The organism is Burkholderia sp. BCC1993, from assembly GCF_905339865.1.
In the GTDB taxonomy this organism is placed as follows: domain Bacteria; phylum Pseudomonadota; class Gammaproteobacteria; order Burkholderiales; family Burkholderiaceae; genus Burkholderia.
Genome location: NZ_CAJPGZ010000021.1, coordinates 147680 through 171957 on the forward strand (window position 1 = coordinate 147680; position 24278 = coordinate 171957).

Genomic DNA, 24278 nt, shown 5'->3' on the forward strand with positions numbered 1-24278 from the left:
CGGGCGCCCGGCGGGCGCGCAACGGCAACGATTCTGCCAACGGCGCACGCGATCGGGCTTGCGCATTGCGCGAGCGCGCTTTCCCGCGAGGAAAGGTCGGTGGCATCCGTGCACGGCCGGCCCGACGCCTTGCCGGTTCACTGTTCCGTCGCGCGGGCCGCTGTGGCGGCGCCCCGTCGTGCTGCTGCAGGCGATGGCGTACGCGGGCGCGGCGCTCGACGAAGCCGCCGTGCTGGCCCGCGAAATGAGCCATGCGCCCCTTTCCGTCCGGGAAAGGCTGGTTGAGCATCGATCGATTTTCGCCGGATACGAACGCCGTCATGATCGCCGTCATCGACAACACGATTTTCAGGAGACAGTCATGACGCGCCCCCTGGACGGTATCCGCGTGCTGGAACTCGGCCAACTGATCGCCGGGCCGTTCGCGGGCCGGATGCTCGCCGAATTCGGCGCGGACGTGATCAAGGTGGAGCCGCCCGGCGTCGGCGACCCGCTGCGCAAATGGCGGCTGCTGCACGACGGCACGTCGGTCTGGTGGGCCGCGCAGTCGCGCAACAAGCGCTCGCTCGCGCTCGACCTGCGCACGCCCGAAGGGCAGGACGTCGTGCGCCGCCTCGTCGCCGGGACCGACGTGCTGATCGAGAACTTCCGGCCCGGCACGCTCGAAGGCTGGGGGCTCGACTGGGAGACGCTGTCCGCGATCAATCCGGGACTCGTGATGCTGCGCGTATCGGGCTTCGGCCAGACCGGCCCGTATCGCGACCGGCCCGGCTTCGGCGTGATCGCCGAAGCGATGGGCGGCCTGCGCCACCTGACCGGCGAGCCGGGCCGCACGCCGGTGCGCGTCGGCGTGTCGCTCGGCGATTCGCTGTCGGCGCTGCATGGCGTGATCGGCATCCTGCTCGCGCTGCGCCATCGCGAACAGCAGGGCGGCAAGGGGCAGGTCGTCGACGTCGCGCTGTACGAATCCGTCTTCAACATGATGGAAAGCCTGCTGCCCGAATACTCGGCGTTCGGCGCGGTGCGCGAGCCGGCCGGCAGCAGCCTGCCGGGCATCGCGCCGACCAACGCGTATCGCTGCCGCGACGGCAGGTACGCGCTGATCGCCGGCAACGGCGACAGCATCTTCCGGCGCCTGATGGCGTTGATCGGGCGCCCCGATCTCGGCGACGATCCCGCGCTCGCGCACAACGACGGGCGCGTCGCGCAGGTCGCGCGCATCGACGCGGCGATCGGCGAATGGAGCGCGCGGCACGATCTCGACGACGTGCTGGCCGCACTGCACGACGCACGCATCCCGTCCGGGCGCATCTACGACGTCGCGGACATCGCGGCCGATCCGCATTACCGCGCACGCGACATGATCGTCGACGCCGCGCTGCCCGACGGCACGCCCGTGCTCGTGCCGGGCATCGTGCCGAAACTCGGCGCGACGCCGGGATGCATCGAGCGTCCGGCGCCCGCGCTCGGCGCCGATACCGACGCGGTACTCGAATCGATCGGCATCGATGCCGCGACGCGCGACGACTGGCGCGCGCGCAGCGTGATCTGAAGCAACCAACCAGCCACCGGGACGACGACATGAACCAGCCCCATCCCCAACGACTTTATATTCACGAAGTCGCGACACGCGACGGTTTCCAGAATGAAGCGGCGTTCGTCGACACCGACGACAAGATCACGCTCGTCGACGCGTTGAGCGCGTGCGGCTACGCGAAGATCGAGGTCACGTCGTTCACGTCGCCGAAGGCGATCCCCGCGCTGCGCGACGCGGAGGCCGTGATGCACGGCATCGTGCGCGCGCCGGGCGTCGTCTATACGGTGCTCGTGCCGAATGTGCGCGGCGCGGAACGCGCGCTGTCGTGCGGCGTCGACGAGGTGAACCTCGTGATGTCGACGAGCGAGAGCCACAACCGCACGAACCTGCGGATGACCCGCGAGCAGTCGTTCGCCCAACTGCGCGACGTGATCGACACGGTGCGCGGCACGGGTGTCGCGATCAACGTGTCGCTGTCGACCGCGATGGGCTGCCCGATGGAAGGCGACGTGCGCGCGGAAACCGTACTTGCGTGGATGCAGCGCTTCGCGGATCTCGGCGTGCACGGCTTCACGCTGTGCGACACGACCGGGATGGCGTATCCGTCCCAGGTACGCGACCTGGCCGAACGCGCGCGCGAACGCTTCGGTGCGCTGCAGCTCACGCTGCACTTTCACAACACGCGCGGGATGGCGCTCGCGAACACGCTCGCCGCGCTCGACGCCGGCATCGACCGCTTCGACGCGTCGCTCGGCGGGCTCGGCGGCTGCCCGTACGCGCCGGGCGCGACCGGCAACGCGTGCACCGAGGAGCTCGTGCACATGCTCGCGCTCGACGGCTACGATACGGGCGTCGACCTCGCGGGCGTGCTCGCCGCGGCCGCGCGGCTGCCCGCGCTGATCTGGCACGACGTGCCGAGCCAGATCCTGAAGGCCGGGCGCCGCTCGGACCTTCATCCGCCGCCGCGCGCCGAAGCCGGCCACATGCCGGCGCAACGGGCTTTCTCGTGAACAGGAGCGAATCACATGGCACTGATTGACCACCTCGACCACCTCGTGCTGACCTGCGTCGATCCGGAGCGGACGAAGCACTTCTATACCGAAGTGCTGCAGATGCAGCTCGAAACCTTCGGCGCGGGCCGGCTCGCGTTTCGCTTCGGCAACCAGAAGATCAACCTGCACGTGCGCGGCGCGGAGTTCGAGCCGAAGGCGCACGTGCCGGTGCCCGGCGCGCTCGACCTGTGCTTCATCGCGTCGGTGCCGCTCGACGACGTGATCGCGCATCTGCACCGCGTCGAATGGCCTATCGTCGAAGGGCCCGTCGAGCGCACCGGTGCGACGCAAAAGATCCGGTCGGTGTACGTGCGCGACCCGGACCTGAACCTGATCGAGATCTCCGAGTTGATCTGAGTTGCGTTGAATTGAATTGCACGGGCGCGCGCGGCGGTCATGCCGACCGGTCGTGCGGCGTTGGCGCAGCGTCGCATCGGTTCTGCCGATTCGCGCATGCGCCGGCGCGATACGCCCGCCACGCAGCAATCCTCCGCCGAAAGCGGACAGGCGCGTACCGCACCCGCCGATTCCGGATAGGCGGGCTGCGTTGCACTGCGGATAATGGCGTGCATCGGCGCCGGTCTGTCCGCCGCCTTCGCAGCGGGCACCACGCGTGTCCCGCGGATTCGCAATCCGACCCACGCACATTCCGAATGACGATCCTCTATCGCGGCATGGACCGCGCGGCGCTCGACGCCGCCTACCTGAACACGAAGGCCATTCCCGACTTCCCCGCGGTACTCGCGTCCTGCCAGGCGCGCAGTGCCGCGCTTTACGCCGCGACGCCCGCGCAGCGCGACCTGCGTTACGGCCCGCGCCCCGCGCAGCGCTTCGACTGGCTGCGCTGCGGCCGGGCCGACGCGCCGCTGTTCGTGTTCATTCACGGCGGCTACTGGCAGCATTGCGCGAAGGAGGATTTCGCGTATGCGGCCGCCGGGCCGCTCGCACGCGGGTTCGACGTCGTGCTCGTCGAATACACGCTCGCGCCGGCTGCCTCGATGACCGACATCGTCGGCGAGATCGGCGCGTTGCTCGATCATCTCGCGGCCGATCCCGATGGCATCGGCACCGCTGGACGCCCGATCCACCTGAGCGGGCACTCGGCCGGCGGCCACCTGACGGCCGTGCATCGCGCGCATCCGGCGGTCGTGTCGGCGCTCGCGATCAGCCCGCTCGTCGATCTCGAGCCGATCGCGCTGTGCGTGCTCGGCGAGAAGCTTCAACTCACCACGCAGGAAATCGCCGCCTACAGCCCGCTGCGTCATGTCGGACCCGGTGCGCCGACCGTCGTCGCGGTCGGCTCGGCCGAGTTGCCGGAGCTTGTGCGCCATGCACATGAATACGCGGACGCATGCGAAGCGGCCGGCGAGCCGGTTGCGCGCGCGTGGCTGCCGGGCATGCAGCACTTCACGGTACTCGACGATCTCGCGCGACCGGACAGCGCGATGCTCGCCGCACTGCAGGCGATCGCGCCGCGCTGAGTGCGCCGTCCTGCGTCGTTTCGCACGATTTCGCTGCGTGCACGGCCGGGCGTATGATCGGCATCAGGCCGGTCGGGCGCCGTTCGCGCGCGCCGCACGACACACCCCAGGATCCTCGTCATGGTGAACCCGCTTCATTTCGATCTGCAGTCGCTGCGCGTGTTCGCGCTCGTCGCCGAGCACGGCAGCCTGACCAAGGCGGCCGAACACGGCCAGCTCACGTTGTCCGCGGTCAGCAAGCGGATCGCCGAACTCGAGAGCGTGACCGGCAGCGCGCTGTTCGTGCGGCATGCGCGCGGCGTCGAGCTGACGCCCGCGGGCCGCGCGCTGCTCGACCATGCGGCGAAGGTGATCGAGCAGGTCAACCGGATGGCGCACGAGATGAGCGATTACGTCGCCGGTGTGCGCGGCCACATTCACGTGTGGACCAATACGTCGGCGATCGTCCAGTTCCTGCCGGCCGATCTCGCCGCGTTCCTCACCGACAACCCGGGCATCAAGGTCAGTCTCGAGGAAAGGCTGAGTCACGAGATCGTCGATGCGCTCGCGTCCGGCAAGGCCGATCTCGGCGTGTTCGCGGACAACGTGCCGGCGCCCGGCATCGAACGCCGGCTGTACCGGCGCGACGAGCTCGTGCTGCTCGTGCCGCGCGGGCATCGCTTCGCCGCGCACGCCAGCATCCGCTTCGCGGATACGCTCGATGAAGACTACGTCGGCCTGAGCGACGGCAGTTCGCTGCTCGCACGGATGACCGACGCCGCATTCGCGGCCGAGCGCTCGCTGAAGCTGCGCATCCAGGTATCGAATTTCGATGGCGTGAGCCGGATGATCGAGGCCGGGCTCGGGATCGGCGTGCTGCCGCGCGATGCTGTGACGGGCGAGCGCGCGGCGCGGCTCGGCGTCGTGACGCTCGACGACGCGTGGGCGACGCGCACGCTGTGGGTCGGCGTGAAGGCCGGCACCGTGCTGACCACGGACATCGCGAAGCTGTTCGATTTCATGTCGGCGCGCTGAATGCGAGGAATGCGCTGAATGCGCGACCTGCGTTCAACGCGCGCCAGGCGCGACGCACGGGGCACGCATGCGCATGCCCCGTGCCGCATACCGCGTCATACCGGGTTGATGTCGTCCTGGCTGCGCCGCGTGGTCAGCGGCCCGAGCACGCGCAGCGTGACCGCGACGATGCCGAGCGCGACCGAGATCACGCCGAACATCGCACCCGCACCGTGCTCGACCAGCACCGGCAGCAGCACGAACGGCAGCGCGCCGCTGACGACGCGCGACAGCGAGTAGGTACTGCCGATCGCGGTCGAGCGCACGCGCGCCGGGAAGATCTCCGCCTGATACACGTGATACGCGTTGCTGAACACGTTCGATGCACATGTCGTCAGGAAACCGAAACAGACGATCAGCGCCGTATTGCCCGAATACGCGAAGCACAGCCCGAACGCGGCGATCGACAGGATCGACACGATCACGAGCGTGCGGCGCTCGATCCAGTTCAGCAGCGGAATCGACAGCAGCGAGCCGATCGGATAACCGATGAACGACAGTGCGATGAACAGCGTGCTGTCGGTCACGTCGAACCCGCGGCTCTTGACGACCGTGCTCGCGAGCGTACCGAAGCCGTAATAGCCGAAGCCCTGGAACAAGTGAAACACCGCGAGCATCAGGTAGCGCGCGCCGTAGGGCCGGCGGCGCAGCAGTGCGATGCGCTCGCCGACGCGCAGCGGCCGCTGCGGTTCGGCCGATGCGGCGAACTGGTCGGGTACGCGCACGCCGGCGCTGTCCGCGAAGCGCCGTGCAGCGGCATGCGCATCCGCGGTGCGGCCCTGCGCGAGCAGCCAGCGCGGGCTTTCCGGCATCCGGTGCTGGACCAGCAGCACGTACACGGCGCCGAGGCTGCCGATCGCGAGAATGATGCGCCAGCCCGCCACGCCCGCGACATGCAGCGGATTCAGCCACAGCGCGAGGAAGCCGACCAGCGGCACCGCAACGTACGAAGTCGTATAGGCCCATGCGGCAAGCCGCCCGCGCTTGTCCTTCGGCAGGATTTCGGACAGGAAGCTGTCGGCGACCGGGTAGATGGCGCCAACGCCGATACCCGTCAGGAAGCGGCATGCGACGAGCATGTCGGCGTTCACGGAGAACGCGCCGATCAGCGAGAACGCGCTGTACCAGACGAGCGTCATCAGGAACGCCTTGCGCCGGCCGATGCGGTCGGCGAGGCTGCCGAGACACAGCGCGCCGACGAACATCCCGATGAATGCCGACGCCAGCAGCAGCTTGAAATCGGCGCTTTGCCGGCTGAGCCCGTATTCGTGCTGCAGCGCGGAGCCGATCGTGCTGACGAGGAAGATCTCGTACATGTCGAAGAACAGCCCGATGCCGATCACCCAGACGACGAACCGGTGCAGCGCACCGACCGGCAGGTCGTCCATGAATTCGCCGAGCGTGATGCCGCGGGCGGGAAGGGCCGTCGCATCGGCGCCGGCCCGGGCCGCGGACGATGCGGCGGACGCGGGGCCGCCCGCGGTGCCGCCAAGGTCGAGGGATTGGCTGTTCATCGTGTCTCCTGATTATCGATTTGCCGTGGCGCGATGCCCGGCCGTTCGCGGCCGGCATCACGGGCCCGGTCGCGCGACGCGACGCACGTGCCCGCAAGGCCCGCGAATGGCCGGATGCGCGGGATGGCGCCGATCGTCCGAAACATGGTCGGCGAATTTGCGCGACGCGATAATTGCGGATGCTTCAAGCATCCTTTCCTGTGCAGAAAGGCTGCGAAACGCCCGCGGGGCGGGCGTCGGATGGGCGGCGGGCCGCGGCGGGAAGGTCAGGGCAGGGAAAACGATAGGCCGCGCTGCGCGGATTCGGCGGCCGGTGGTGGCGTATCGCGCGGTTCGGTATCCTCAGGCAGTCCACCGACGCCGCGCGACGAACGGCGGAGCGACACCGCAGGACCTTGCGTTCGTCAGCGTTTATCGATCGCTGCGACGCACGGAATGTGCAGCGCCGCCGCTCGTCCGCACATCCGGCTCATTGCGACGCGCACGGATCGGAGCGTCCGTCTGTCGCCGCCGCACCGACATTGGTGCCGGCCCCGACGTCGGCCCGTTCATGCCGCGCCGTCTCCGACGCAACAGCCTGCAGCTTCACCGTCAGGTCCGGCGCGATGCCGAGCTGCGCGGCTGCTTGCTCCCGCGCGCCCAGGGTGCGCACGTCCACGCCGGCGATCTGCTGGAACAGCACGAGCGCGCTGAGGTAAGCGCCCGTCACGCCCGGATGCTGATAATCGGGCCGCGAGACCGGCGGGTCGCTCCGCGCGCGCATGCCGTACCACAGCAGCGGCGCGCCGGACGGCGCATACGGATCGGGATCGGCGACGCCCGCCATCCACGCGCGCTGCCATGCGCGGCCGACCGGCGCGACGGCCACGATCGACGGATCGGTCCGGCGGGCGCGTTCGAATGCATCGCGATACGCGGCGACGAGGTCGGCGAGACGCTCGACGTAGCGCGCGTGAAAGCCGGCGCTGCCCGGCTTGCCCGCCAGCGCCTTCGCGAGATCGGCGCCCGGCCAGGTCTCGTACAGATAGACGCGCGCTTGCGGTGCAGCAGCGCGAATGCCGCGCGCGATCTTCGCGACGCTCGCGCAGAAGGCGGCCGGATCGCTGGCACGGCTATGGGTGAGCGCGAACGGCAGCGGCTTCGCGCTCAACTCCTGCAGCACGACCGCGTCCCAGACAGGCCGGTCGATCACGTCCGATGCAACGCGGTCGTGTTTGGCGAGACTCGTCGCCGACATCGCTTCCAGATGGACGTCATAGTCGAGCCCGGCTTCGACGGCAAACCGCGCGAAGATGCCCGGAATCCCGCCCCACGGGCCCGACTCGCGTTCCGCGCGGGCGCCGGTCTGCCCGAAGTTCTCGTCGATCACCTGCGCCGCGGCGGCGCCTGCGGCCTGGCGGCCGGCATGCATCGCACCGTACGAACGCACGGGCGTGTAACGGCCGTGCGTGAGGCTGTCGCCGACGAACAGGATGCGTTGCGGCGAGCGCGTTGCCGGTACGGGCGACCCGCTCGGCGAGTCCGTGGCATCCGTGGCCGAGGCAGCCGCCGCCGGCCCGGCGACCAGCAACGCCACGACGCACGTCAGCACGAAACGCATGATCGGGCAACAGAACGAGGGCATCGCGGGCATTTCGGTCATCACGGGGTTCCGCTGGGACGCGTGGCCGCAGTATTTCACGAAGCGGCTCGACGGGGCATATGCCGTTCGGCAGACTTGGATACGTTTTACCGGTCCGCTATCCTGAGCGCTGAACTTTTGAACCGCGGGCCCGCCGGCACGTCCCACGTGCCACCCACAGCACGCTTCCCGTTTGCGTTCACGCCGCCCACAGGAGACGCACGACATGATTCCCTCGACCGACAACCGGACGCTGTTGCGCACGCTCGGCGTCCGCATTCCGATCATCCAGGCGCCGATGGCCGGCGTCAGCACGCCCGCGCTGGCGGCTGCCGTGTCGAACGCGGGCGGGCTCGGCTCGCTCGGCGTCGGCGCGACGAACGCCGACGGCGCGCGCAAGATGATCCGCGACACGCGCACGCTCACCGACCGGCCGTTCAACATCAACCTGTTCTGCCACCAGCCGGCCCGTGCCGATGCCGCCGTCGAACGCGCGTGGCTCGAGTGGCTCGCGCCGGTGTTCCGCGAATACGGCGCGACGCCGCCGGCGTCACTGTCGGAGATCTACACGAGCTTCGTCGCGGACGATGCGATGCTCGCGATGCTGCTCGAGGAAAAACCGGCGGTCGTGAGCTTTCATTTCGGGTTGCCGTCCGACGAGGCGATTGCGATGCTCAAGCGCGCCGGCATCACGCTGTTCGCGTCCGCGACGCATCCCGACGAAGCCCGGCAGATTGCCGCGGCCGGCATCGATGCGATCGTCGCGCAGGGCATCGAGGCCGGCGGGCACCGCGGCGTATTCGACTCGACGGCGCACGACGACCGGCTCGGCACGTTCGCGCTGACGCGACTGCTCGTGCGCGAATGCGCGCTGCCGGTGATCGCCGCCGGCGGCATCATGGACGGCGACGGCATCGCCGCGGCGCTCGCGCTCGGCGCGCAGGCCGCGCAACTCGGCACGGCGTTCGTCGCGTGTCCGGAAACATCGATCGACGACGGTTATCGCCGCGCGATTCTCGGCGACGCGGCGCACCGCACGACCTTCACGACCGCGATCTCCGGCCGTGTCGCGCGCGGCATCGCGAACCGGCTGACGGCGCTCGGCGACGATCCGCACGCCCCGGCGACGCCCGCCTATCCGATCGCGTACGACGCCGGCAAGGCGCTGCATGCGGCCGCGAAGGCGAAAGGCGAGTTCGGCTACGGCGCGCAGTGGGCAGGGCAGGCGGCGCCGCTCGTGCGGTCGCTGCCGGCGGCGGAACTGTTCGCGACGCTCGAGCGCGAGACGCGGGCGGCCATCGCGCGGCTGCAGCACGCGCTGGACTGAGCGCCGGATCACGCGATGCGCACGCCGGCGCGCAGCGGAAGTGCCGGAAGACGCCGGAATGCGCCGGAATGCGCTGAAATCCGCACCGTCCGCGACCAAATTGCAATGCTCTGTGTCTGCGCGCCGCGCGGATACAGAGCGATACAACGCGTCCGCCCGGGTTCGTTATAAAGCAGACATCCCCTCTCGAGGAGCACGACATGTCTGCTACATGGTTCAACGGATCCTGCCATTGCGGCGCCGTGAAATTCCAGGTCCGGACCGCGCTTGCGCCGGCCGTTCGCTGCAACTGCAGCCTTTGCCGCCGTCGCGGCGCGTTGATGAGCCCGATGTTCGCCGCAGCCGACCTGAAGATCGTCGCAGGCGAGGACGCGCTGACGACCTACCGTTTCAACACGCGCACGGCCCGTCACTTTTTCTGCAGCCGGTGCGGCGTCTACCCGTTTCATCAGACGCGCAAGGATCCCGCGTGCTGGCGCGTCAATCTCGGCTGCCTCGAAGGCGTCGATCCGTATGCGCTCGACGCGACCGTCGCCGACGGCGCGAGCCTGTCCGTCGTGGAGGATGCATGAAACGCTGGCTGATGATCCTGCTGTTCGCCGCGGGCGGCCTCGCGACCGAAATAGCGCATCCGGTGCAGTGTTCGCTGCTGTCAATCAGCCGGCAGCGGCACGGCAAGCGCCGGGGCCGGAACGACGGCGATCGAGACTGAGCGTGAGCCGGCATCGCACGCATCGCACACTGTCGATCGGAAGCGATAATCATGCTTCCGATAAGATCGCACGCGATATATAATGCATTCGTCTGCGACACGCTCCCGTGTCGATGGAGGATGCTCATGAAACCGACCGAAACCCAATCGCCCGCCACGCCGAAGCTGTCCGAGTTCCTGTGCTTTGCGATCTACTCGACGAACCTCGCGTTCGGCAAGGCCTACAAGCCGATCCTCGAGGAGCTCGGCCTCACTTACACGCAATACATCACGATCATTGCGCTGTGGGAGGAGGGCGACCAGACGGTCGGGCAGCTCGGCGAAAAGCTGTTCCTCGAATCGAACACGCTGACGCCGATCCTGAAGAAGCTCGAGGCGATGGGTTATCTGGAACGGCGCCGCGATCCGTCGGACGAGCGTCAGGTGGTCGTGAGCCTGACGAAAAGCGGTCGCCGCGTACGCGAGAAGGGGCTCGACATGAATCTCGTCGAAGCCACCGGGCTCAAACCCGACGAATTCGCGAAGATGCAGAAGGCGATCGTCACGCTGCGCGGCAACCTGATCGATTCGATCGACGAGTAAACGCGAACAACCGCCGGTTCGAAGTCGCGCCGGCGACGCGACTGCCGCCGGCTTCCTCCGCAATGTCCATCCTTTTCCGGCCGTCCGGACCGACTTTTGCAACGCTGCGGTCGGTTGCTTACGGCTGACGCGCCGGCTGGCCCGTCCCGGCCTCCTCACGCCCCAACACCAGCAATTGCATGTCGCGACGGATCGTAAAACCGAGCGCCATATAGCGCTCGATTGCGACGCGATTCGACGACAGCACATGCAGAAACGGTGTTTCCGCCCGCGCGCGAATCGTCGCGATCAATGCGCGGATCAGTCCGGCCGCGAGGCCCTGGCCGCGAAAGGCGGGATCCACGCACACGGCACTGATCTCCGTATGGCCGCCGGCCCTCAGTCGCTGACCGGCCATCGCCACGAGCCGTCCTTCTCTGCGTACACCGAGATAGCCGCCGAATTCGATCGTGCGCGGACCGAACGGACCCGGCTCCGTCGCCGCGATCAGTTCGAGCATGGCCGGTACGTCGGTTTCAGTCAGCCGGACATGCTCCAGCGGCTGCGCATCGTCAAGCGTTCCGCGCCAGATCATCTGATGCAGCACCGCGCGCCAGACCACGGAACATCCGGCCGGCGTCGGGATCTCGTCAGGCGTGACCAGTGCTGCGGGCCCGTGCGTGTCGATCAATGCGCGCAACGCGTCGAAGGCGGCGGGGCTGCGGTCGGCCAGGCCGGCAAACGGCGCGAGTTCGGGAGGAAAGCGCCGCGTACGCTCGTCGCCGAGCGCAAAACGCTGCTGCTCGCCGGCGAGCGCATGCCACACGGCGTTGTCGAGCGGATGCGCTCCGCTTCCTTCGTTCCCCGTCGTTGCTTCCCGCATCGCGTGCTCCCTGATTGAAGTCGTTCGTCGCACAGCATAGACGCGATCGTCCACGCAGGTCACAAACGAATAAAAGCGTATGCGATTACATCGCATACGCTTTATTTGACGAAAGACGTCGTTGACTTCAGCACGGTGCTCAATGACCGAAGTAGATCGAGCGCTCCGCCGTGCGAATTGCGCTCCGGCTGCCGTATTGGGTCGCGCCGTTGGCGTCGCTGCCGTAACCGGATGCCTCGGTATCGGCCGTTGTCGCAGCGTTGTCGCGAACCCGCTTCAGCGCGGCCTGCAGATTCTCCGGATAGTTCGGATCGTTCGGGCGATTCGGCAGATAGCCGGCCTTCTGGAGCGCGGCCAGCTCTGCCCGCACCTGCGCGCGCGTGACGGTACTTTCGGTCGCGAATGCCGGTGCGGCAGCGGAAACGGACACGGCGACGAGCAAGGCAGCAATCAGTTGGGTCTTCATCATTTACCTCGACAGAAAAGAGTAATCGGAGTGTGAGCGTCGCACGCCGGCAACCGGCGCCGATCGCGATTTCGTTCAATGGCCGAAATAGATCGAGCGCTCGGCGACACGCGTGACGGGACGGCTGCCCGACTGCGTGCCGGCTGCCGCATCGCTGCCGTAACCGGACGTCGCCGTATCGGCTGCGGCGGTGTCGTTCGCATGGATCCGCGTCAGCGCGGCCTGCAGGTCGTCCGGATAGTGCGGATCGTTCGCGCGGCCCGGCACATAGCCGGCTTGCTGCAGCTGGACGAGCTCGGTACGCACTTGCGCACGCGTCACGACGGCTTCATTGGCAAAGGCGGGTGCGGCAACGGCAGCGGATACGGCAACGAGAAGGGCAGCAATCACTTGGGTTTTCATCATTTACCTCGACAGATTCAATGGAAAGAAACGAGGCGTTCAGGCGTGTGCGGCATGTCGGCGCGATTCGTCCGGAATCGCGGGCCGCGCTCAACGACCGAAATAGATCGAACGCTCGGCCATCTGCACGACCGCGCGTCGGCCCGACTGCGTCGACGCGACTGCGTCGACGCCGTAGCCCGCGTTCGACGGTGCGTTGGCCACCGCGTCGTCCGCGTGGATCTGCGTCAGCGCGGCCTGCAGGTTGTCCGGGTAGGTCGCGTCGCTGGCGCGGTTCAGCGGGTAGCCGGTCCGTTCGAGCTGCACGAGTTCGGCGCGCACTTGCGCGCGGGTCACGACGGCGTCACTGGCGAAGGCCGGCGCGGCAACGGCAGCGGACACGGCGACGAGCAGGGCGGCGATCAGTTGGGTCTTCATCATTTACCTCGACAAGAAAATGGCAGGAGATTCGGGAGGGCGGCGCCTGGCCGCCCGATTCAACGTTCAGACGATGCGGATCTCGACGTCGATGTTGCCGCGCGTCGCTTTCGAGTACGGGCAGGTCTGATGCGCGGTGTCGACGATGTGCTGCACGACGTCACGATCGAGCCCCGGCGCGCTCACGTTCAGGCGGGCCTGCAGGAAGTACGCGGTGCCGCCCATGCCCAGGTCCACTTCCGCGTCGACCGCGAGATCGGCCGGCAGCGTGACCTTCGCCGCACGCGCCGCGAGCTGCATCGCGCCGATGAAGCAGGCCGACCAGCCGGCCGCGAACAGTTGTTCCGGATTCGTGCCGGTGCCGGCAGTGCCCGGCGACGACAGCTGGATGTCGAGGCGGCCGTCGGAACTGCGCGCCGCGCCGTCGCGGCCGCCGGAAGTCGTATGCGTCTTGCCCGTGTACAGCACTTTTTCGATCTTGCTCATCGTTCACTCCGTCAGGTGGAAGGTTTTATCTGATGCGATTAGATCGCATGCGATGCAGTTTGGTCGAGACGTCGACCATCGTCAAGCGGATTCGATTAAATCGTATGCGATATTTTGTATTTCAATGTATCTGGATCGTGTACAGCCTTGTTGGGAAAGGGTTTGCTGCGTTCCATCCCTTATATCGAAAAAGATCGCGTGGCACGGAATTCCAGTCGCGGGCAGGGCTGCCGCCGTCGGAACGGCGGCTGCCCGTGCGACGGCAACGCGGCTACGCCGGGCGGAATTCGGCGATCACGACCAGAATCACGGCGGCGTCGGCCGGCAACTGGCGCTGGGAAAAGGCTGAGCGCGCGTGTCCGGCCTTGTCGCCGAGCACGGCGGCGAACAGGTCGGATGCGGCGTCGATCACGGCCGGCTGGCCGTAGAAACCGTCGGCCGACGCAACGTGCCCCTCGACACGCACGATGTGATGCAGGCGGTCGAACCCGCCGAGGTGCTTGCGGATCTGCGCGAGCACGTTCAGCGCCGCGAGCTGCGCCGCATGCCGCCCGTCATCGACGCTCAGCCGTTCGCCGACGCGGCCCGTATAGGCCACTTTGCCGTCGGCGAGCGGCAGTTGTCCGGAGACGAACAATAGATTGCCGGCTTCGCTGACGGCCGTATAGCTGCCGAGCGGTTGCGGCGGTTCGGGTAACGTGAGGCCGAGTTCGGCCAGCTTGTGTTCGATCGTCATCGCTTGCTCCTTCGGGGAAGATTGAGTGGCGCCCAGGCTCGGAAGATTCACTCGCACGGGTCTCTGTCAGTCACTCTATTGAGGCGGTCGACGCCGGTAAATATCGTTCGCGCAATTGAATCGACACGCGATGTAACGAATTGCGCGCGGCGCAACGCGGCGTGAACGGTTGCCGGTGACGTTCGTCGGTACGCTGGTTTCCCGGCCGGGATTCATGCACACTCGCTGCTTCAGCGTCACGCGACGAAACGGCGCGCGCCGGCTCGCCGCGAGCGCGATTCCGTGATGCCTACGTTCGCGTTGCCGGCCACGCCACGCACGAAGCAGCAGGAGCCGCCCCATGCAGAGAAAATTCGACGACCTGCTGCTCGGCAGCATCGAGCTGTTCTGCCTGGCCGCGGAACTCGGCAGCTTCACGCTCGCGGCGACGGCAGCGAGCGTCACGCCAGCCGCGGTCAGCCGGTCGGTCGCGCGCCTCGAGGAGCGTCTCGGCGTACGCCTGTTCGTGCGGACGACACGACAAATCCGCCTGACCGATTCCGGCCGGCGCTATTTCGAGCAATGCCGTGATGCGCTATCGCAGCTCGTCGACGCCGAGCGCGAAGCGACGGGCCAGCAGGCCACACCGGCCGGCGTGCTGCGCATCAGCATGCCGACGCCGTACGGACACTATCGGGTGTTGCCGCTGTTACCCGCGTTTCGCGAGCGATATCCGGACGTGCGCGTCGAAACGCATCTGAGCAACCGCAACATCGACTTCGCCGAGGAGGGTTTCGATCTTGCGATCCGCGGCCGCGCACCGGCGGATTCGAGCCTGGTCGCACGCAAGCTGGAGGATGCGGAACTCGTTGTCGTCGCGACGCCCGGCTACCTGAAACGCGCCGGCGTGCCGCGCGCCGTCGACGATCTGCACGCGCACGAATGCATCCAGTTCGAGCTCCCGAGCAGCGGCCGGCCGATTCCATGGTTGTTCAACGACGGCTCGGCGGAAATCGACGTCGCGACGACCGGCGGCTACGGCACGTCGGGCGACGTCCTCGCCGGCGTCACGCTCGCGCGCAGCGGTGCGGGCCTGTTCCAGACCTATCGCTTCATCGTCGACCAGGATCTGCGCGAAGGCACGCTCACGGAGGCGCTGTCCGGCCAGGGCGGCCGGTCGCGGCCGTTCATGCTGCTGTATCCCCATGCGCGCTACCTGTCTTCGCGCGTGCGCGTCTTCGTCGACTTTCTCGTCGAACATCTGCAACAGGCGCCCGGCAAGCGGGCGCGCTAGCAGCGTCCGGGGGGAATGCCGGCAACGGGGCAGAGCGGGGCGCGAATGACGCGGCTGCGCCGTTGCCGGGCGGCCACTCTCGGCGCTCCGCTCGCCGTTCGCGCCGTTCGCGCCGTTCGCGCCGTTCGCGCCGTTCGCGTTGTTCGCGTTGTTCGCGTTGTTCGCGTCAGCGCAGTCTCCCATCGTCGCCGCTCAATGCCCGGCGCTCTGACCGCCATCCACATGCAGGATCTCGCCGGTAACGAACGGCGCCGAATCCAGATACAGGATCGCGCCGACGATGTCGCTCATCTCGCCCATCCGGCCGACCGGATGCAGCGAGGCGAGCGTCGCGTGCGTGTCGGGCGCATGCATCGGCGACTTGATGATGCCGGGCGACACGGCGTTCACGCGGATGCCGGCCTTCGCGTACTCAATTGCGAGCGACTTCGTCGCCGCATTGAGTCCGCCTTTCGTCAGCGATGCGAGCACCGACGGCACGTTGCTGTTCGCGTGGTCGACGAGGCTCGTCGTGATGCTGACCACGTGTCCGCCGCCGTTGCGTTGCATCGCCGCGATCGCGCGCTGCGTGACGTGGAAGAAACCGTCCAGGTTCACGCGGGTGATGGCCGCATAGTCTTCCGCGGTGTATTGCGTAAACGGCTTCGCGATGAAGACGCCGGCGTTGTTGACGAGCGTGTCGACCCGGCCGAAGCGCTCGAGTGCGGTGTCGACCACGCGCCGCGCGACGGCCGGGTCGCCGATGTCGCCCGCGACGGTGACCAGGCCGGGATCGTCCGACGCGCCGATCGAACTGGACGTCGCGACCACCCGATGGCCCTGGGCGCGGAATGCTTTGACCGTCTCCGCGCCGATGCCTTGCGATGCGCCGGTGACGATGATGACTTTGGATGTGCTCATGATATGCCTCGACAGGTGACTGGTTTTCGGCGTTGGTGCCGACCGGATCGATGAATCCGATGAACCAGACTTTAGGCACGTCGGACCGGAGTTCGAATACCCACCGTGGACCAACAGTCTTGCGTCGCGGGAACAAATGCAGGAAAGAACCGGGACGGCCGCGACAGCGATCGTTGCGGCGGAAGGGGGATCGACGCGGCTGCGAACGAAGCTGTGAGCGAGGCTGCAATCGGGGGCGACACCGCGCGTCGAATCGCCGTGAAATCCGGGATTCGCGCGAGGAAATGCTGTCAATGCCGCGCGCGGATGTGCTCGGATGCGTCGGGCACTTCGATGGTTTATCGGAGCCATCCGGATAACTTTTCTTATCACAATAGCATCGATATGAATCGAAACCGGCGAATACGAAAACGCGTCTGACCTGACCTGCACACGCCTCCTGTGCCATCCGCGGCTCAGGCTTGCTCATCTATTGGCGTATCGAATCGAACTGCAATCATGGCAACGGCCCGTATGTCTCCTTTTTCTCGCCCACGTCCGCCTCCGACTCAAGCCTCGGAGAACAGTCGAGCAAAGTGCGGTTCGAGATCGGGGAAAGCATCTGCGTGCCGATCTCCAAGCCGGTCTGGCGTCGAGGGCTTTGGTTCAGCGACCAACCTGACTGATGTCTGACCGACCCGGTACCGCGGCGGATCTATGGACGACGCCTTGATCATCGCCATCGAGTTGCTGCACATCGCGTTCCGCGTGCGCTTTGGACGAAAGACCGAATCGCCCCGAGCAATCAAGTCGCCCGCGGTGCGCGATTGCGCGAACCAGGAACGTGCGCAGGCTCCATTGCACGCGCCAGTGCAGGGCGGCGGCGTCAGCGTGAGGTCAACGACGTCTGCGCATCGTGCGATGCCGGGTCCCAGCCGCCGCCGAGCGCCTTGAACGTCGAGATCGCTGCACGAGCGGATTCCGTCTGTGCCTGTGCACGCGCGTCGGCGGCCTGGAGCAGGGTCTCGTTGGCGTGCAATACGTCGATGAAACTCGCTGCACCGCTGCGGTACGCGGTCATCGAGGAATCCTTGGCGCGGGAAAACGACGACTCGGCATGCGACAGCGTGGCAGCCTGCACCTCTCGATTCACCAATGACGAGAGCGAGTTTTCGACGTCCTCGGAGGCGCGCAGTACGGCCTGCCGATATGCCGCGAGCGCTTGCGCGTCGGCGCCTTTCGCCTCGTCGACATCGGCACTGATGCGCGCGAAGTCGAACAGGCGCCAGCGCAGCCCGACGAGGCCGGCCGCCTGGCTGGCGCCGCCCGAGAACAACGTCCCGGCAGCGGCCGAAGTCGCGCTGCCGAGGAAGGCGTTCAGCGAGACCGTCGGGTAGTACTCGCCGATCGCAGCGCCGATGCGCGCATTGGCGGCAGCGAGGTGACGTTCGGCGGCGATCAGATCGGGACGTCTTTGCAGCAGATCGGCTGGCGTGCCCATTTCCGCGAGCGACCGCGCAACGGGGATCGGGGCAGGCGAGCCCAGCTCTGCCTGGTGCGTGCCGGGAGATGTACCGAGCATCACGTCGAGGGCGTTCGACGCCGCATCAAGCGCCGCGAGGAGGACGGGCACGCTGGCCTGCACCTGGTCGAGCGCACCTTGCGCCTGCTGAACCTGATAGTCGGCTGCCGCGCCCTTCGAATACAGAAGTTTCACATCTGCGAGAAGCGCCTGCTGCGTCTGCACCTGCCGGGTCGCGATATCCAGACGGGCCTGGAGCCCTCGGATCGTGACGTAGATATCCGCAGTCTGGGCCGCGACGGCAAGTCGGGTGGCGACCGCCGCCGCCTGCGTGGCCGAGTAATCGGCGAGCGCGGCTTCACGCTGACGGCGCAGACCGCCAAAAATGTCGATCTCCCAACCGGCCTCCAGGTTGGTTTCGTACGCGGTGCCCCAGCGCTCGTACCCCGGCGTGGCATTGAGTAATTGCCCCAACGGCGTATCGACAGACTGATAGGCTCGTGCCGCCGACGCGGAAACCGAGGCCGACGGCAGGAGCGCCGCGTTGGCCGTGCCGAGGCGCGCACGCGCCTGAGTGATTTGCGCGACGGCCTGGGCCAGGTCCAGGTTCTGGGCCAGCGCCAGCGAAACGTAATGCGTGAGCAGCGGGTCGTTGAAGCTTTCCCACCATGCGGACAGGTCGGCAACCGGCGCCTTTGCCGTGCGGGCGGGCGGTTGGGTCATGTAATGCTGCGCCAGCGGCGCATCCGGGCGGTGGTAGTCGGGACCCACGGCGCACGCCGAAAGGGCGGCGACGCTAGTCAGGAGAACAAGTGGACGGCGCAAGGGCATGATCATCTCGGGAGCGACAACGGGAGAGGAAATATAGTGACCAATATACAATATGGTCACTCGTTGTCAACTGGCGAGCGTGGGACTAAGCTTGAGGCATGAACAAACCGACTCCCTCCACCTCTTCGTCCCGTGGCCCCTCGGACCACGAAGTTCGCGCCCAGATCGTCGACGCGGCAACGGAATACTTCAGCCGCTACGGCTACGAAAAAACCACGGTCTCCGATCTCGCGAAGGAAATCGGGTTTTCAAAAGCCTATATTTACAAGTTTTTCGACTCCAAACAGGCGATCGGTCAAGTCATTTGCGCCAATCGGCTCGCCGCGATCGTGGCCGCAGTCAGCGAAAATGTCGACGGTGCGCGCAGTGCAACCGAGAAATTTCGCCGTATGTTCAAGACCTTGCTTACGTCTGGAAGCCAGCTTTTCTTCCAGGATCGCAAGCTCTACGATATCGCCGCCGAGGCGGCCGCGTCGCCTTGGCCCTCGATCAAAGGCTACGAGGACCAGATCCGGCAACTCGTCGCCGATATCCTGCGGCTCGGACGGGAAACCGGCGAATTCGAACGCAAGACGCCGCCAGACGAGGCGGTGAATGCGATCGTTCTGGTGATGAAGCCTTACTTCAATCCGTTGCTGCTCCAGTACAACCTCGATGGTGCGGAAGAGGCGACGGCCCAACTCGCGAGCCTGGTACTCAGAAGTCTCGCTCCTTGAATCTTGTTGTGACCATTGACTGATTTGGTCACTGGTATCAGAATGAGGTCTCCTGTTCTTTGCGAGAGGGGACCTCATGTTCCGGCACCATCGTTTTGTCTACACATTGGGCCTGGCTTCGCTTGCGCTCGCAGCATGCGGCGAGCATCCGGCTGCTGATCCGCGTACGGAGGCGCCACTTGTGCGTACAAGCGCCGTTCACGGCGCGGCGGGTGCGAGTCGGTCGTTTTCGGGTGTCGTGGGTGCCCGCGTTCAGAGCGATCTCGGTTTCCGGGTACAGGGTAAAGTCATCGAGCGACTGGTCGACGCAGGCCAAACGGTCAAGCGCGGCCAGCCCCTGATGCGCATCGATCCGATCGATCTGGGGCTGCAGGCCCGTGCGCAGCAGAAACTCGTGGACGCTGCGCAGGCGCGCGCGATGCAGACGGCTGCCGACGAGGCGCGGTATCGGGATCTCGTCGGGGCGGGCGCGGTGTCGGCATCGACCTACGACCAGCTCAAGGCGGCCGCCGATTCCGCCAGGGCCCAGCTCGTCGCAGCGCAGGCGCAGGCCGTGCTCGCCAACAATGCTTCCGGATACGCCGTCGTCATGGCGGACGCCGACGGCGTGGTGGTCGAGACGCTGGCGGAGCCGGGCCAGGTAGTCGCGCCGGGACAAATCGTCGTGCGGCTCGCGCATGCCGGACCCCGCGAGGCCGTCGTCCAGCTTCCCGAGACGTTGCGTCCTGCATCCGGCTCGATTGCCGAGGCGACGCTTTACGGCGCGGACCAGAAGCCTGTTCCCGCCGTCCTGCGCCAGCTCTCCGATTCTGCCGATCGGCTGACACGGACCTACGAGGCGAGGTACGTCCTCGAGGGCGCGCTCTCGAATGCGCCGCTCGGCGCGACCGTGACCATCGATCTCGCCGGCGATGCCGGCCGGACACAGGCCGGCGTGGTGGTGCCGGTCGGCGCCTTGTTCGATCCGGGCACGGGCGCCGGCACCGGTGTCTGGACCGTCGATCGATCCCAGTCGCGTGTGACCTGGCACAAGGTTCGTGTCACGGCATTGAGCGACGACAGTGCGACGGTGACTGGCGATCTTCGCGAAGGCGACCAGGTCGTCGCGCTCGGTGCCCAGTTATTGCACGACGGAGAGCGTGTGCGTCTCGCCAACGACAAGATGGCTGCGGCATCCGTCTCCACGCAAGGAGCGGCGCAATGAGCGGCTTCAATTTGTCGGCTCTTGCGGTGCGGGAGCGCTCGGTCACGCTGTTTCTGATCATCCTGATTTCGATCGCCGGCGTGATTGCCTTCCTGAAACTGGGGCGGGCCGAAGATCCACCGTTCACCGTCAAGTCGATGACGGTCATTACGGCATGGCCCGGCGCGACCGCGCAGGAAATGCAGGACCAGGTGGCCGAGCCGCTCGAAAAGCGCATGCAGGAGCTGCGCTGGTACGACCGGACCGAGACCTATACGCGTCCGGGGCTGGCCTTCACCACCGTGACCTTGCTCGACAGTACGCCGCCCGCGGACGTGCCCGAGGAGTTCTATCAGGCGCGCAAGAAGCTGCACGACGAGGCGGGCAACCTGCCGCCCGGGGTGATCGGCCCGCTCGTCAATGATGAGTATTCCGACGTAACGTTCGCGCTGTTCGCGCTCAAGGCGAAAGGCGAGCCGCAACGATCGCTGGTGCGCGACGCCGAGGGATTGCGCCAGCGGCTCCTTCATGTGGCGGGCGTCAAGAAGGTGAACATCATCGGCGAGCAGGCGGAACGGATCTATGTGTCGTTTTCGCACGACCGGCTCGCGACGCTCGGCGTGACGCCGCAGGAGATCTTTGCCGCGTTGAACAACCAGAACGTTCTGACGCCGGCTGGTTCGATCGATACGGCGGGCGCGCAGGTCTTCATTCGTGTCGAAGGCGCCTTCGACAAGCTGCAGACCATCCGCGACACGCCGATCGTCGTTCAGGGCCGCACGCTGAAGCTCTCCGATGTGGCGACCGTCGAACGCGGTTATGAAGACCCGGCCACGTTCCAGATTCGCAACAAAGGCGAACCGGCGTTGCTCCTCGGCGTCGTGATGCGGGACGGCTGGAACGGGCTCAACCTCGGCAAGGCGCTCGACGCGGAAGTCGCATCGATCAATGCCGGGCTGCCGCTGGGCGTGAGCCTCACGAAGGTGACCGACCAGGCCGTCAACATCCATTCGGCCATCGACGAATTCATGGTGAAGTTCTTTGTCGCGCTGCTCGTGGTGATGGTCGTGAGCTTCGCGAGCATGGGATGGCGCGTCGGCATCGTCGTGTCGGCGGCGGTGCCGCTGACACTCGCGGGCGTCTTCGTCGTCATGGCCGCAACGGGCAAGAGCTTCGACCGCATCACGCTCGGTTCGCTGATTCTCGCGCTCGGCCTGCTCGTTGACGACGCGATCATCGCCATCGAAATGATGGTCGTGAAAATGGAGGAGGGCTATAGCCGCGTCCAGGCGTCAGCTTACGCCTGGAGCCACACGGCCGCACCGATGCTGTCGGGCACGCTGGTCACGGCTGTCGGCTTCATGCCGAATGGCTTTGCGCGCTCGACGGCCGGCGAATACACCAGCAACATGTTCTGGATCGTCGGCATCGCGCTGGTCACCTCGTGGATCGTGGCCGTCGTCTTCACACCGTACCTCGGCGTCAAGCTGTTACCCGACATTGCCGTGATCGAAGGCGGCCACGAGGCGATCTACAACACGCCGAACTACCGGCGCTTTCGCCGCTTCCTCGGGCGCGTGGTCGCGCGCAAGTGGATGGTCGCGGGAATCGTGGTGGCATCGTTCGTGGTCGCCGTGATGGGCATGGGACTGGTGAAGAAGCAATTCTTCCCGACTTCCGATCGCCCGGAAGTGCTCGTCGAAGTACAGATGCCCTATGGGACTTCGATCGAGCAGACCGCGTCGGCAACAGAAAAAGTCGAGGCATGGCTCACGAAGCAGCCGGAAGCGAAGATCGTGACCTCGTACATCGGGCAGGGCGCTCCGCGCTTCTATCTGGCCATGTCACCGGAGCTGCCGGATTCGTCCTTCTCGAAGATCGTGATCCGCACGAATGACGAGCGCCAACGGGAAGCGCTCAAATTCCGTCTGCGCAAGGTCATCGCCGAAGGGTTGGTGCCCGGGGCGCAGGTTCGCGTCACGCAGCTGGTGTTCGGTCCTTACTCGCCTTACCCCGTTGCGTTCAGGGTCATGGGCCCGGACGCCCAGACGTTGCGCACCATCGCAGCACAGGTCGAACGGACCATGAACGCCAGCCCGATGATGCGAACGGTGAACGCCGACTGGGGGCCGCGCGTTCCCACCGTGCATTTCACGCTCGATCAAAATCGTCTCGGGGCGTTTGGACTGACGTCCAGCTCGGTCGCGCAACAACTGCAATTCCTGCTGACCGGCATTCCCGTCACGCACGTGCGCGAGGACATTCGTTCGGTGGAGCTTGTCGCGCGTTCGGCGGGAGACATCCGGCTCGATCCGCAACGGATCGAAGGATTCACGCTGATCGGCGCCGCAGGGCAGCGGGTGCCGCTCTCGCAGGTCGGCAAAGTCGACATCCGCATGGAGGATCCGATCCTGCGCCGGCGCGATCGAACGCCGACGATCACCGTGCGCGGCGATATCGCCGAAGGGTTGCAACCGCCCGATGTGTCGACCGCGATGCTCGCGCAGCTTCAGCCCATCATCGCGAAGCTGCCGGGCGGCTACCGGATCGAGGAGGCCGGCTCCATCGAGGAGGCCAACAAGGCGACAAATGCGCTCGCGCCGCTGTTCCCGATCATGATTGCGCTGACGCTGCTCATCATCATTTTTCAGACGCGCTCGATTTCCGCGACCATGATGGTGTTCGCGACCAGTCCGCTGGGTTTGATCGGCGTGGTGCCGACACTGCTGCTGTTCAATCAGGCCTTCGGCATCAACGCATTGGTGGGACTCATTGCGCTCTCCGGCATCCTGATGCGCAACACACTGATCCTGATCGGCCAGATCGAAGAGAACGCGCGCGCGGGCATGACGCCGTTCAATGCGGTGGTGGAGGCCACGCTGCAGCGCTCGAGGCCCGTGATCCTGACTGCGGTCGCCGCAATGCTTGCGTTCATTCCGCTGACCCATTCCGTGTTCTGGGGCACGCTGGCTTATACGCTTATCGGAGGAACATTCGCCGGAACGGTTCTGACGTTGGTGTTTCTGCCGGCTATGTACTCGATCTGGTTCAAGATCCGTCCCGGGGCAGGGGAAAACAATCCTGCGCTCGAACCCAGCGCCAGCGTGACGATGTAAGCATGTGCGCTCCGGGCGATGACGGTCTCGCCCGGGGCCGTCGATGTGAACCGGCAACGACGTGTCCGGCCGGAACGCAACTCCGCGCAATGCGTGGCACTCCCACAGCTTCTCGCAGGCCAGCGTCGGCCCGAAATCGGCGTAGCGATCGCGGATGATCGACAGTGCCCGGTCGGCGGCGCCTGGGTCCAGCCGACGATTGCCGGGCTTCGATCGGTGTCCCGATACCAAACCCGCTGCGCCGTGTTCCCGAAGCCGGGCGACCAGCCGGCGAATCTGCCGCGTCGTCAATTCCAGCCGTTCGGCCGCGCGCCACGGCTTGAGCTTGCCGTCCGCCACGTCCTGAATGACCTTGAATCGGTCCAGCTCGCGCATCGTCATCGTGATCCGCTCCGTTGCAGCCATCGCAGCCTCCGGCGCCGGACACCCGGCGGCCGGACAGCTTACGCGGCCCGAAAGCGGACATTTCTATGTAGCCAAAAGCGGACATTTCTATCTAGCCACTACAAC

General features: G+C 66.4%; 23 protein-coding genes and 1 pseudogene. 13 read left to right on the top strand and 11 right to left on the bottom strand.

The annotated features are described in order from the left end of the window. Nucleotides 1–361 precede the first annotated feature (361 nt). The 5 genes from U4Y91_RS30895 (at nt 362) to U4Y91_RS30915 (ending at nt 5084) form a co-directional block, all read left to right on the top strand. Entirely contained in the window at nt 362–1552 is a 1191-nt protein-coding gene (locus U4Y91_RS30895) for a CoA transferase (protein WP_321808236.1), read from the top strand. 29 nt (nt 1553–1581) lie between these two features. Continuing rightward, nucleotides 1582–2547: a hydroxymethylglutaryl-CoA lyase gene (locus U4Y91_RS30900; protein WP_321808237.1), complete on the top strand. Its 966-nt coding sequence runs from the start codon at nt 1582–1584 to the stop codon at nt 2545–2547. A 15-nt stretch (nt 2548–2562) separates the two neighbouring features. Then, the gene (locus tag U4Y91_RS30905; RefSeq protein ID WP_044843522.1) at nt 2563–2946 is read left to right on the top strand and encodes a VOC family protein; all 384 of its coding nucleotides are present in this window, start codon (nt 2563–2565) and stop codon (nt 2944–2946) included. 296 nt (nt 2947–3242) lie between these two features. Next, nucleotides 3243–4070, top strand: a complete 828-nt coding sequence (locus U4Y91_RS30910; protein WP_321808238.1) for an alpha/beta hydrolase — start codon at nt 3243–3245, stop codon at nt 4068–4070. A gap of 120 nt (nt 4071–4190) precedes the next feature. Then, nucleotides 4191–5084 (top strand): LysR family transcriptional regulator, encoded by an 894-nt coding sequence (locus tag U4Y91_RS30915; protein ID WP_321808239.1) that lies wholly within the window; start codon nt 4191–4193, stop codon nt 5082–5084. A 95-nt stretch (nt 5085–5179) separates the two neighbouring features. Here U4Y91_RS30915 and U4Y91_RS30920 read toward each other — a convergent pair whose 3' ends face one another. Both U4Y91_RS30920 and U4Y91_RS30925 read right to left on the bottom strand, forming a co-directional pair. Beyond that, complete coding sequence (locus U4Y91_RS30920; protein ID WP_321808240.1) at nt 5180–6637, bottom strand: MFS transporter; 1458 nt, start codon at nt 6635–6637, stop codon at nt 5180–5182. A 469-nt stretch (nt 6638–7106) separates the two neighbouring features. After that, entirely contained in the window at nt 7107–8279 is a 1173-nt protein-coding gene (locus tag U4Y91_RS30925) for a hypothetical protein (RefSeq protein WP_321808241.1), read from the bottom strand. A 205-nt stretch (nt 8280–8484) separates the two neighbouring features. Here U4Y91_RS30925 and U4Y91_RS30930 point away from each other — a divergent pair, with 205 nt between their 5' ends. The 4 genes from U4Y91_RS30930 to U4Y91_RS30945 all read left to right on the top strand — a co-directional run bounded on the left by U4Y91_RS30930 (nt 8485) and on the right by U4Y91_RS30945 (nt 10879). After that, nucleotides 8485–9585, top strand: a complete 1101-nt coding sequence (locus U4Y91_RS30930; RefSeq protein ID WP_321808242.1) for a nitronate monooxygenase — start codon at nt 8485–8487, stop codon at nt 9583–9585. A 200-nt stretch (nt 9586–9785) separates the two neighbouring features. Next, entirely contained in the window at nt 9786–10157 is a 372-nt protein-coding gene (locus U4Y91_RS30935) for a GFA family protein (RefSeq protein ID WP_321808243.1), read from the top strand. Further along, nucleotides 10154–10297, top strand: a complete 144-nt coding sequence (locus tag U4Y91_RS30940; protein ID WP_321808244.1) for a hypothetical protein — start codon at nt 10154–10156, stop codon at nt 10295–10297. Before U4Y91_RS30935 ends, U4Y91_RS30940 begins: the two co-directional genes overlap by 4 nt. Nucleotides 10298–10423: 126 nt before the next feature. Beyond that, complete coding sequence (locus U4Y91_RS30945) at nt 10424–10879, top strand: MarR family transcriptional regulator (RefSeq protein ID WP_321808245.1); 456 nt, start codon at nt 10424–10426, stop codon at nt 10877–10879. Nucleotides 10880–10997: 118 nt separating this feature from the next. Here U4Y91_RS30945 and U4Y91_RS30950 read toward each other — a convergent pair whose 3' ends face one another. The 6 genes from U4Y91_RS30950 to U4Y91_RS30975 form a co-directional block, all read right to left on the bottom strand. Further along, on the bottom strand, nt 10998–11741 hold the full coding sequence (locus tag U4Y91_RS30950; RefSeq protein WP_321808259.1) for a GNAT family N-acetyltransferase: 744 nt from the start codon (nt 11739–11741) through the stop codon (nt 10998–11000). Nucleotides 11742–11880: 139 nt separating this feature from the next. Then, nucleotides 11881–12210, bottom strand: a complete 330-nt coding sequence (locus U4Y91_RS30955; protein WP_321808246.1) for a DUF4148 domain-containing protein — start codon at nt 12208–12210, stop codon at nt 11881–11883. 72 nt (nt 12211–12282) lie between these two features. After that, nucleotides 12283–12609: a DUF4148 domain-containing protein gene (locus tag U4Y91_RS30960; protein ID WP_321808260.1), complete on the bottom strand. Its 327-nt coding sequence runs from the start codon at nt 12607–12609 to the stop codon at nt 12283–12285. A gap of 90 nt (nt 12610–12699) precedes the next feature. Continuing rightward, nucleotides 12700–13026 (bottom strand): DUF4148 domain-containing protein, encoded by a 327-nt coding sequence (locus U4Y91_RS30965; RefSeq protein ID WP_321808261.1) that lies wholly within the window; start codon nt 13024–13026, stop codon nt 12700–12702. Nucleotides 13027–13092: 66 nt separating this feature from the next. Continuing rightward, nucleotides 13093–13512: an organic hydroperoxide resistance protein gene (locus U4Y91_RS30970; protein WP_321808247.1), complete on the bottom strand. Its 420-nt coding sequence runs from the start codon at nt 13510–13512 to the stop codon at nt 13093–13095. Between the two features lie 271 nt (nt 13513–13783). Further along, nucleotides 13784–14248 (bottom strand): RidA family protein, encoded by a 465-nt coding sequence (locus U4Y91_RS30975; RefSeq protein ID WP_321808248.1) that lies wholly within the window; start codon nt 14246–14248, stop codon nt 13784–13786. A gap of 340 nt (nt 14249–14588) precedes the next feature. Here U4Y91_RS30975 and U4Y91_RS30980 point away from each other — a divergent pair, with 340 nt between their 5' ends. Then, nucleotides 14589–15521, top strand: coding sequence for a LysR family transcriptional regulator (locus tag U4Y91_RS30980; RefSeq protein WP_321808249.1), 933 nt, complete (start codon nt 14589–14591; stop codon nt 15519–15521). A 192-nt stretch (nt 15522–15713) separates the two neighbouring features. On the opposite strand, the gene U4Y91_RS30985 is transcribed toward U4Y91_RS30980, so the two are convergent. Continuing rightward, entirely contained in the window at nt 15714–16421 is a 708-nt protein-coding gene (locus U4Y91_RS30985) for an SDR family NAD(P)-dependent oxidoreductase (protein ID WP_321808250.1), read from the bottom strand. A gap of 865 nt (nt 16422–17286) precedes the next feature. Further along, nucleotides 17287–18753 (bottom strand): efflux transporter outer membrane subunit, encoded by a 1467-nt coding sequence (locus tag U4Y91_RS30990; RefSeq protein WP_321808262.1) that lies wholly within the window; start codon nt 18751–18753, stop codon nt 17287–17289. A gap of 98 nt (nt 18754–18851) precedes the next feature. Here U4Y91_RS30990 and U4Y91_RS30995 point away from each other — a divergent pair, with 98 nt between their 5' ends. The 3 genes from U4Y91_RS30995 to U4Y91_RS31005 all read left to right on the top strand — a co-directional run bounded on the left by U4Y91_RS30995 (nt 18852) and on the right by U4Y91_RS31005 (nt 23768). After that, nucleotides 18852–19469: a TetR/AcrR family transcriptional regulator gene (locus tag U4Y91_RS30995; RefSeq protein WP_321808251.1), complete on the top strand. Its 618-nt coding sequence runs from the start codon at nt 18852–18854 to the stop codon at nt 19467–19469. Between the two features lie 76 nt (nt 19470–19545). Beyond that, entirely contained in the window at nt 19546–20673 is a 1128-nt protein-coding gene (locus tag U4Y91_RS31000; protein ID WP_321808252.1) for an efflux RND transporter periplasmic adaptor subunit, read from the top strand. Continuing rightward, complete coding sequence (locus tag U4Y91_RS31005; protein ID WP_321808253.1) at nt 20670–23768, top strand: efflux RND transporter permease subunit; 3099 nt, start codon at nt 20670–20672, stop codon at nt 23766–23768. The genes U4Y91_RS31000 and U4Y91_RS31005 overlap by 4 nt, the downstream gene beginning before the upstream one ends. Before the next feature lie 87 nt (nt 23769–23855). Here the strand turns inward: U4Y91_RS31005 and U4Y91_RS31010 are convergent. Beyond that, a pseudogene (locus U4Y91_RS31010) lies at nt 23856–24173 on the bottom strand (helix-turn-helix domain-containing protein); the annotation flags it as partial. Nucleotides 24174–24278 lie beyond the last annotated feature (105 nt).

Bases quoted from the DNA above. Each gene is read 5' to 3' on its own strand.
- U4Y91_RS30895 (WP_321808236.1), top strand. From the start codon at position 362: ATGACGCGCCCCCTGGACGGTATCCGCGTGCTGGAACTCGGCCAACTG.
- U4Y91_RS30900 (WP_321808237.1), top strand. From the start codon at position 1,582: ATGAACCAGCCCCATCCCCAACGACTTTATATTCACGAAGTCGCGACA.
- U4Y91_RS30905 (WP_044843522.1), top strand. From the start codon at position 2,563: ATGGCACTGATTGACCACCTCGACCACCTCGTGCTGACCTGCGTCGAT.
- U4Y91_RS30910 (WP_321808238.1), top strand. From the start codon at position 3,243: ATGACGATCCTCTATCGCGGCATGGACCGCGCGGCGCTCGACGCCGCC.
- U4Y91_RS30915 (WP_321808239.1), top strand. From the start codon at position 4,191: ATGGTGAACCCGCTTCATTTCGATCTGCAGTCGCTGCGCGTGTTCGCG.
- U4Y91_RS30920 (WP_321808240.1), bottom strand. From the start codon at position 6,637: ATGAACAGCCAATCCCTCGACCTTGGCGGCACCGCGGGCGGCCCCGCG.
- U4Y91_RS30925 (WP_321808241.1), bottom strand. From the start codon at position 8,279: ATGACCGAAATGCCCGCGATGCCCTCGTTCTGTTGCCCGATCATGCGT.
- U4Y91_RS30930 (WP_321808242.1), top strand. From the start codon at position 8,485: ATGATTCCCTCGACCGACAACCGGACGCTGTTGCGCACGCTCGGCGTC.
- U4Y91_RS30935 (WP_321808243.1), top strand. From the start codon at position 9,786: ATGTCTGCTACATGGTTCAACGGATCCTGCCATTGCGGCGCCGTGAAA.
- U4Y91_RS30940 (WP_321808244.1), top strand. From the start codon at position 10,154: ATGAAACGCTGGCTGATGATCCTGCTGTTCGCCGCGGGCGGCCTCGCG.
- U4Y91_RS30945 (WP_321808245.1), top strand. From the start codon at position 10,424: ATGAAACCGACCGAAACCCAATCGCCCGCCACGCCGAAGCTGTCCGAG.
- U4Y91_RS30950 (WP_321808259.1), bottom strand. From the start codon at position 11,741: ATGCGGGAAGCAACGACGGGGAACGAAGGAAGCGGAGCGCATCCGCTC.
- U4Y91_RS30955 (WP_321808246.1), bottom strand. From the start codon at position 12,210: ATGATGAAGACCCAACTGATTGCTGCCTTGCTCGTCGCCGTGTCCGTT.
- U4Y91_RS30960 (WP_321808260.1), bottom strand. From the start codon at position 12,609: ATGAAAACCCAAGTGATTGCTGCCCTTCTCGTTGCCGTATCCGCTGCC.
- U4Y91_RS30965 (WP_321808261.1), bottom strand. From the start codon at position 13,026: ATGAAGACCCAACTGATCGCCGCCCTGCTCGTCGCCGTGTCCGCTGCC.
- U4Y91_RS30970 (WP_321808247.1), bottom strand. From the start codon at position 13,512: ATGAGCAAGATCGAAAAAGTGCTGTACACGGGCAAGACGCATACGACT.
- U4Y91_RS30975 (WP_321808248.1), bottom strand. From the start codon at position 14,248: ATGACGATCGAACACAAGCTGGCCGAACTCGGCCTCACGTTACCCGAA.
- U4Y91_RS30980 (WP_321808249.1), top strand. From the start codon at position 14,589: ATGCAGAGAAAATTCGACGACCTGCTGCTCGGCAGCATCGAGCTGTTC.
- U4Y91_RS30985 (WP_321808250.1), bottom strand. From the start codon at position 16,421: ATGAGCACATCCAAAGTCATCATCGTCACCGGCGCATCGCAAGGCATC.
- U4Y91_RS30990 (WP_321808262.1), bottom strand. From the start codon at position 18,753: ATGCCCTTGCGCCGTCCACTTGTTCTCCTGACTAGCGTCGCCGCCCTT.
- U4Y91_RS30995 (WP_321808251.1), top strand. From the start codon at position 18,852: ATGAACAAACCGACTCCCTCCACCTCTTCGTCCCGTGGCCCCTCGGAC.
- U4Y91_RS31000 (WP_321808252.1), top strand. From the start codon at position 19,546: ATGTTCCGGCACCATCGTTTTGTCTACACATTGGGCCTGGCTTCGCTT.
- U4Y91_RS31005 (WP_321808253.1), top strand. From the start codon at position 20,670: ATGAGCGGCTTCAATTTGTCGGCTCTTGCGGTGCGGGAGCGCTCGGTC.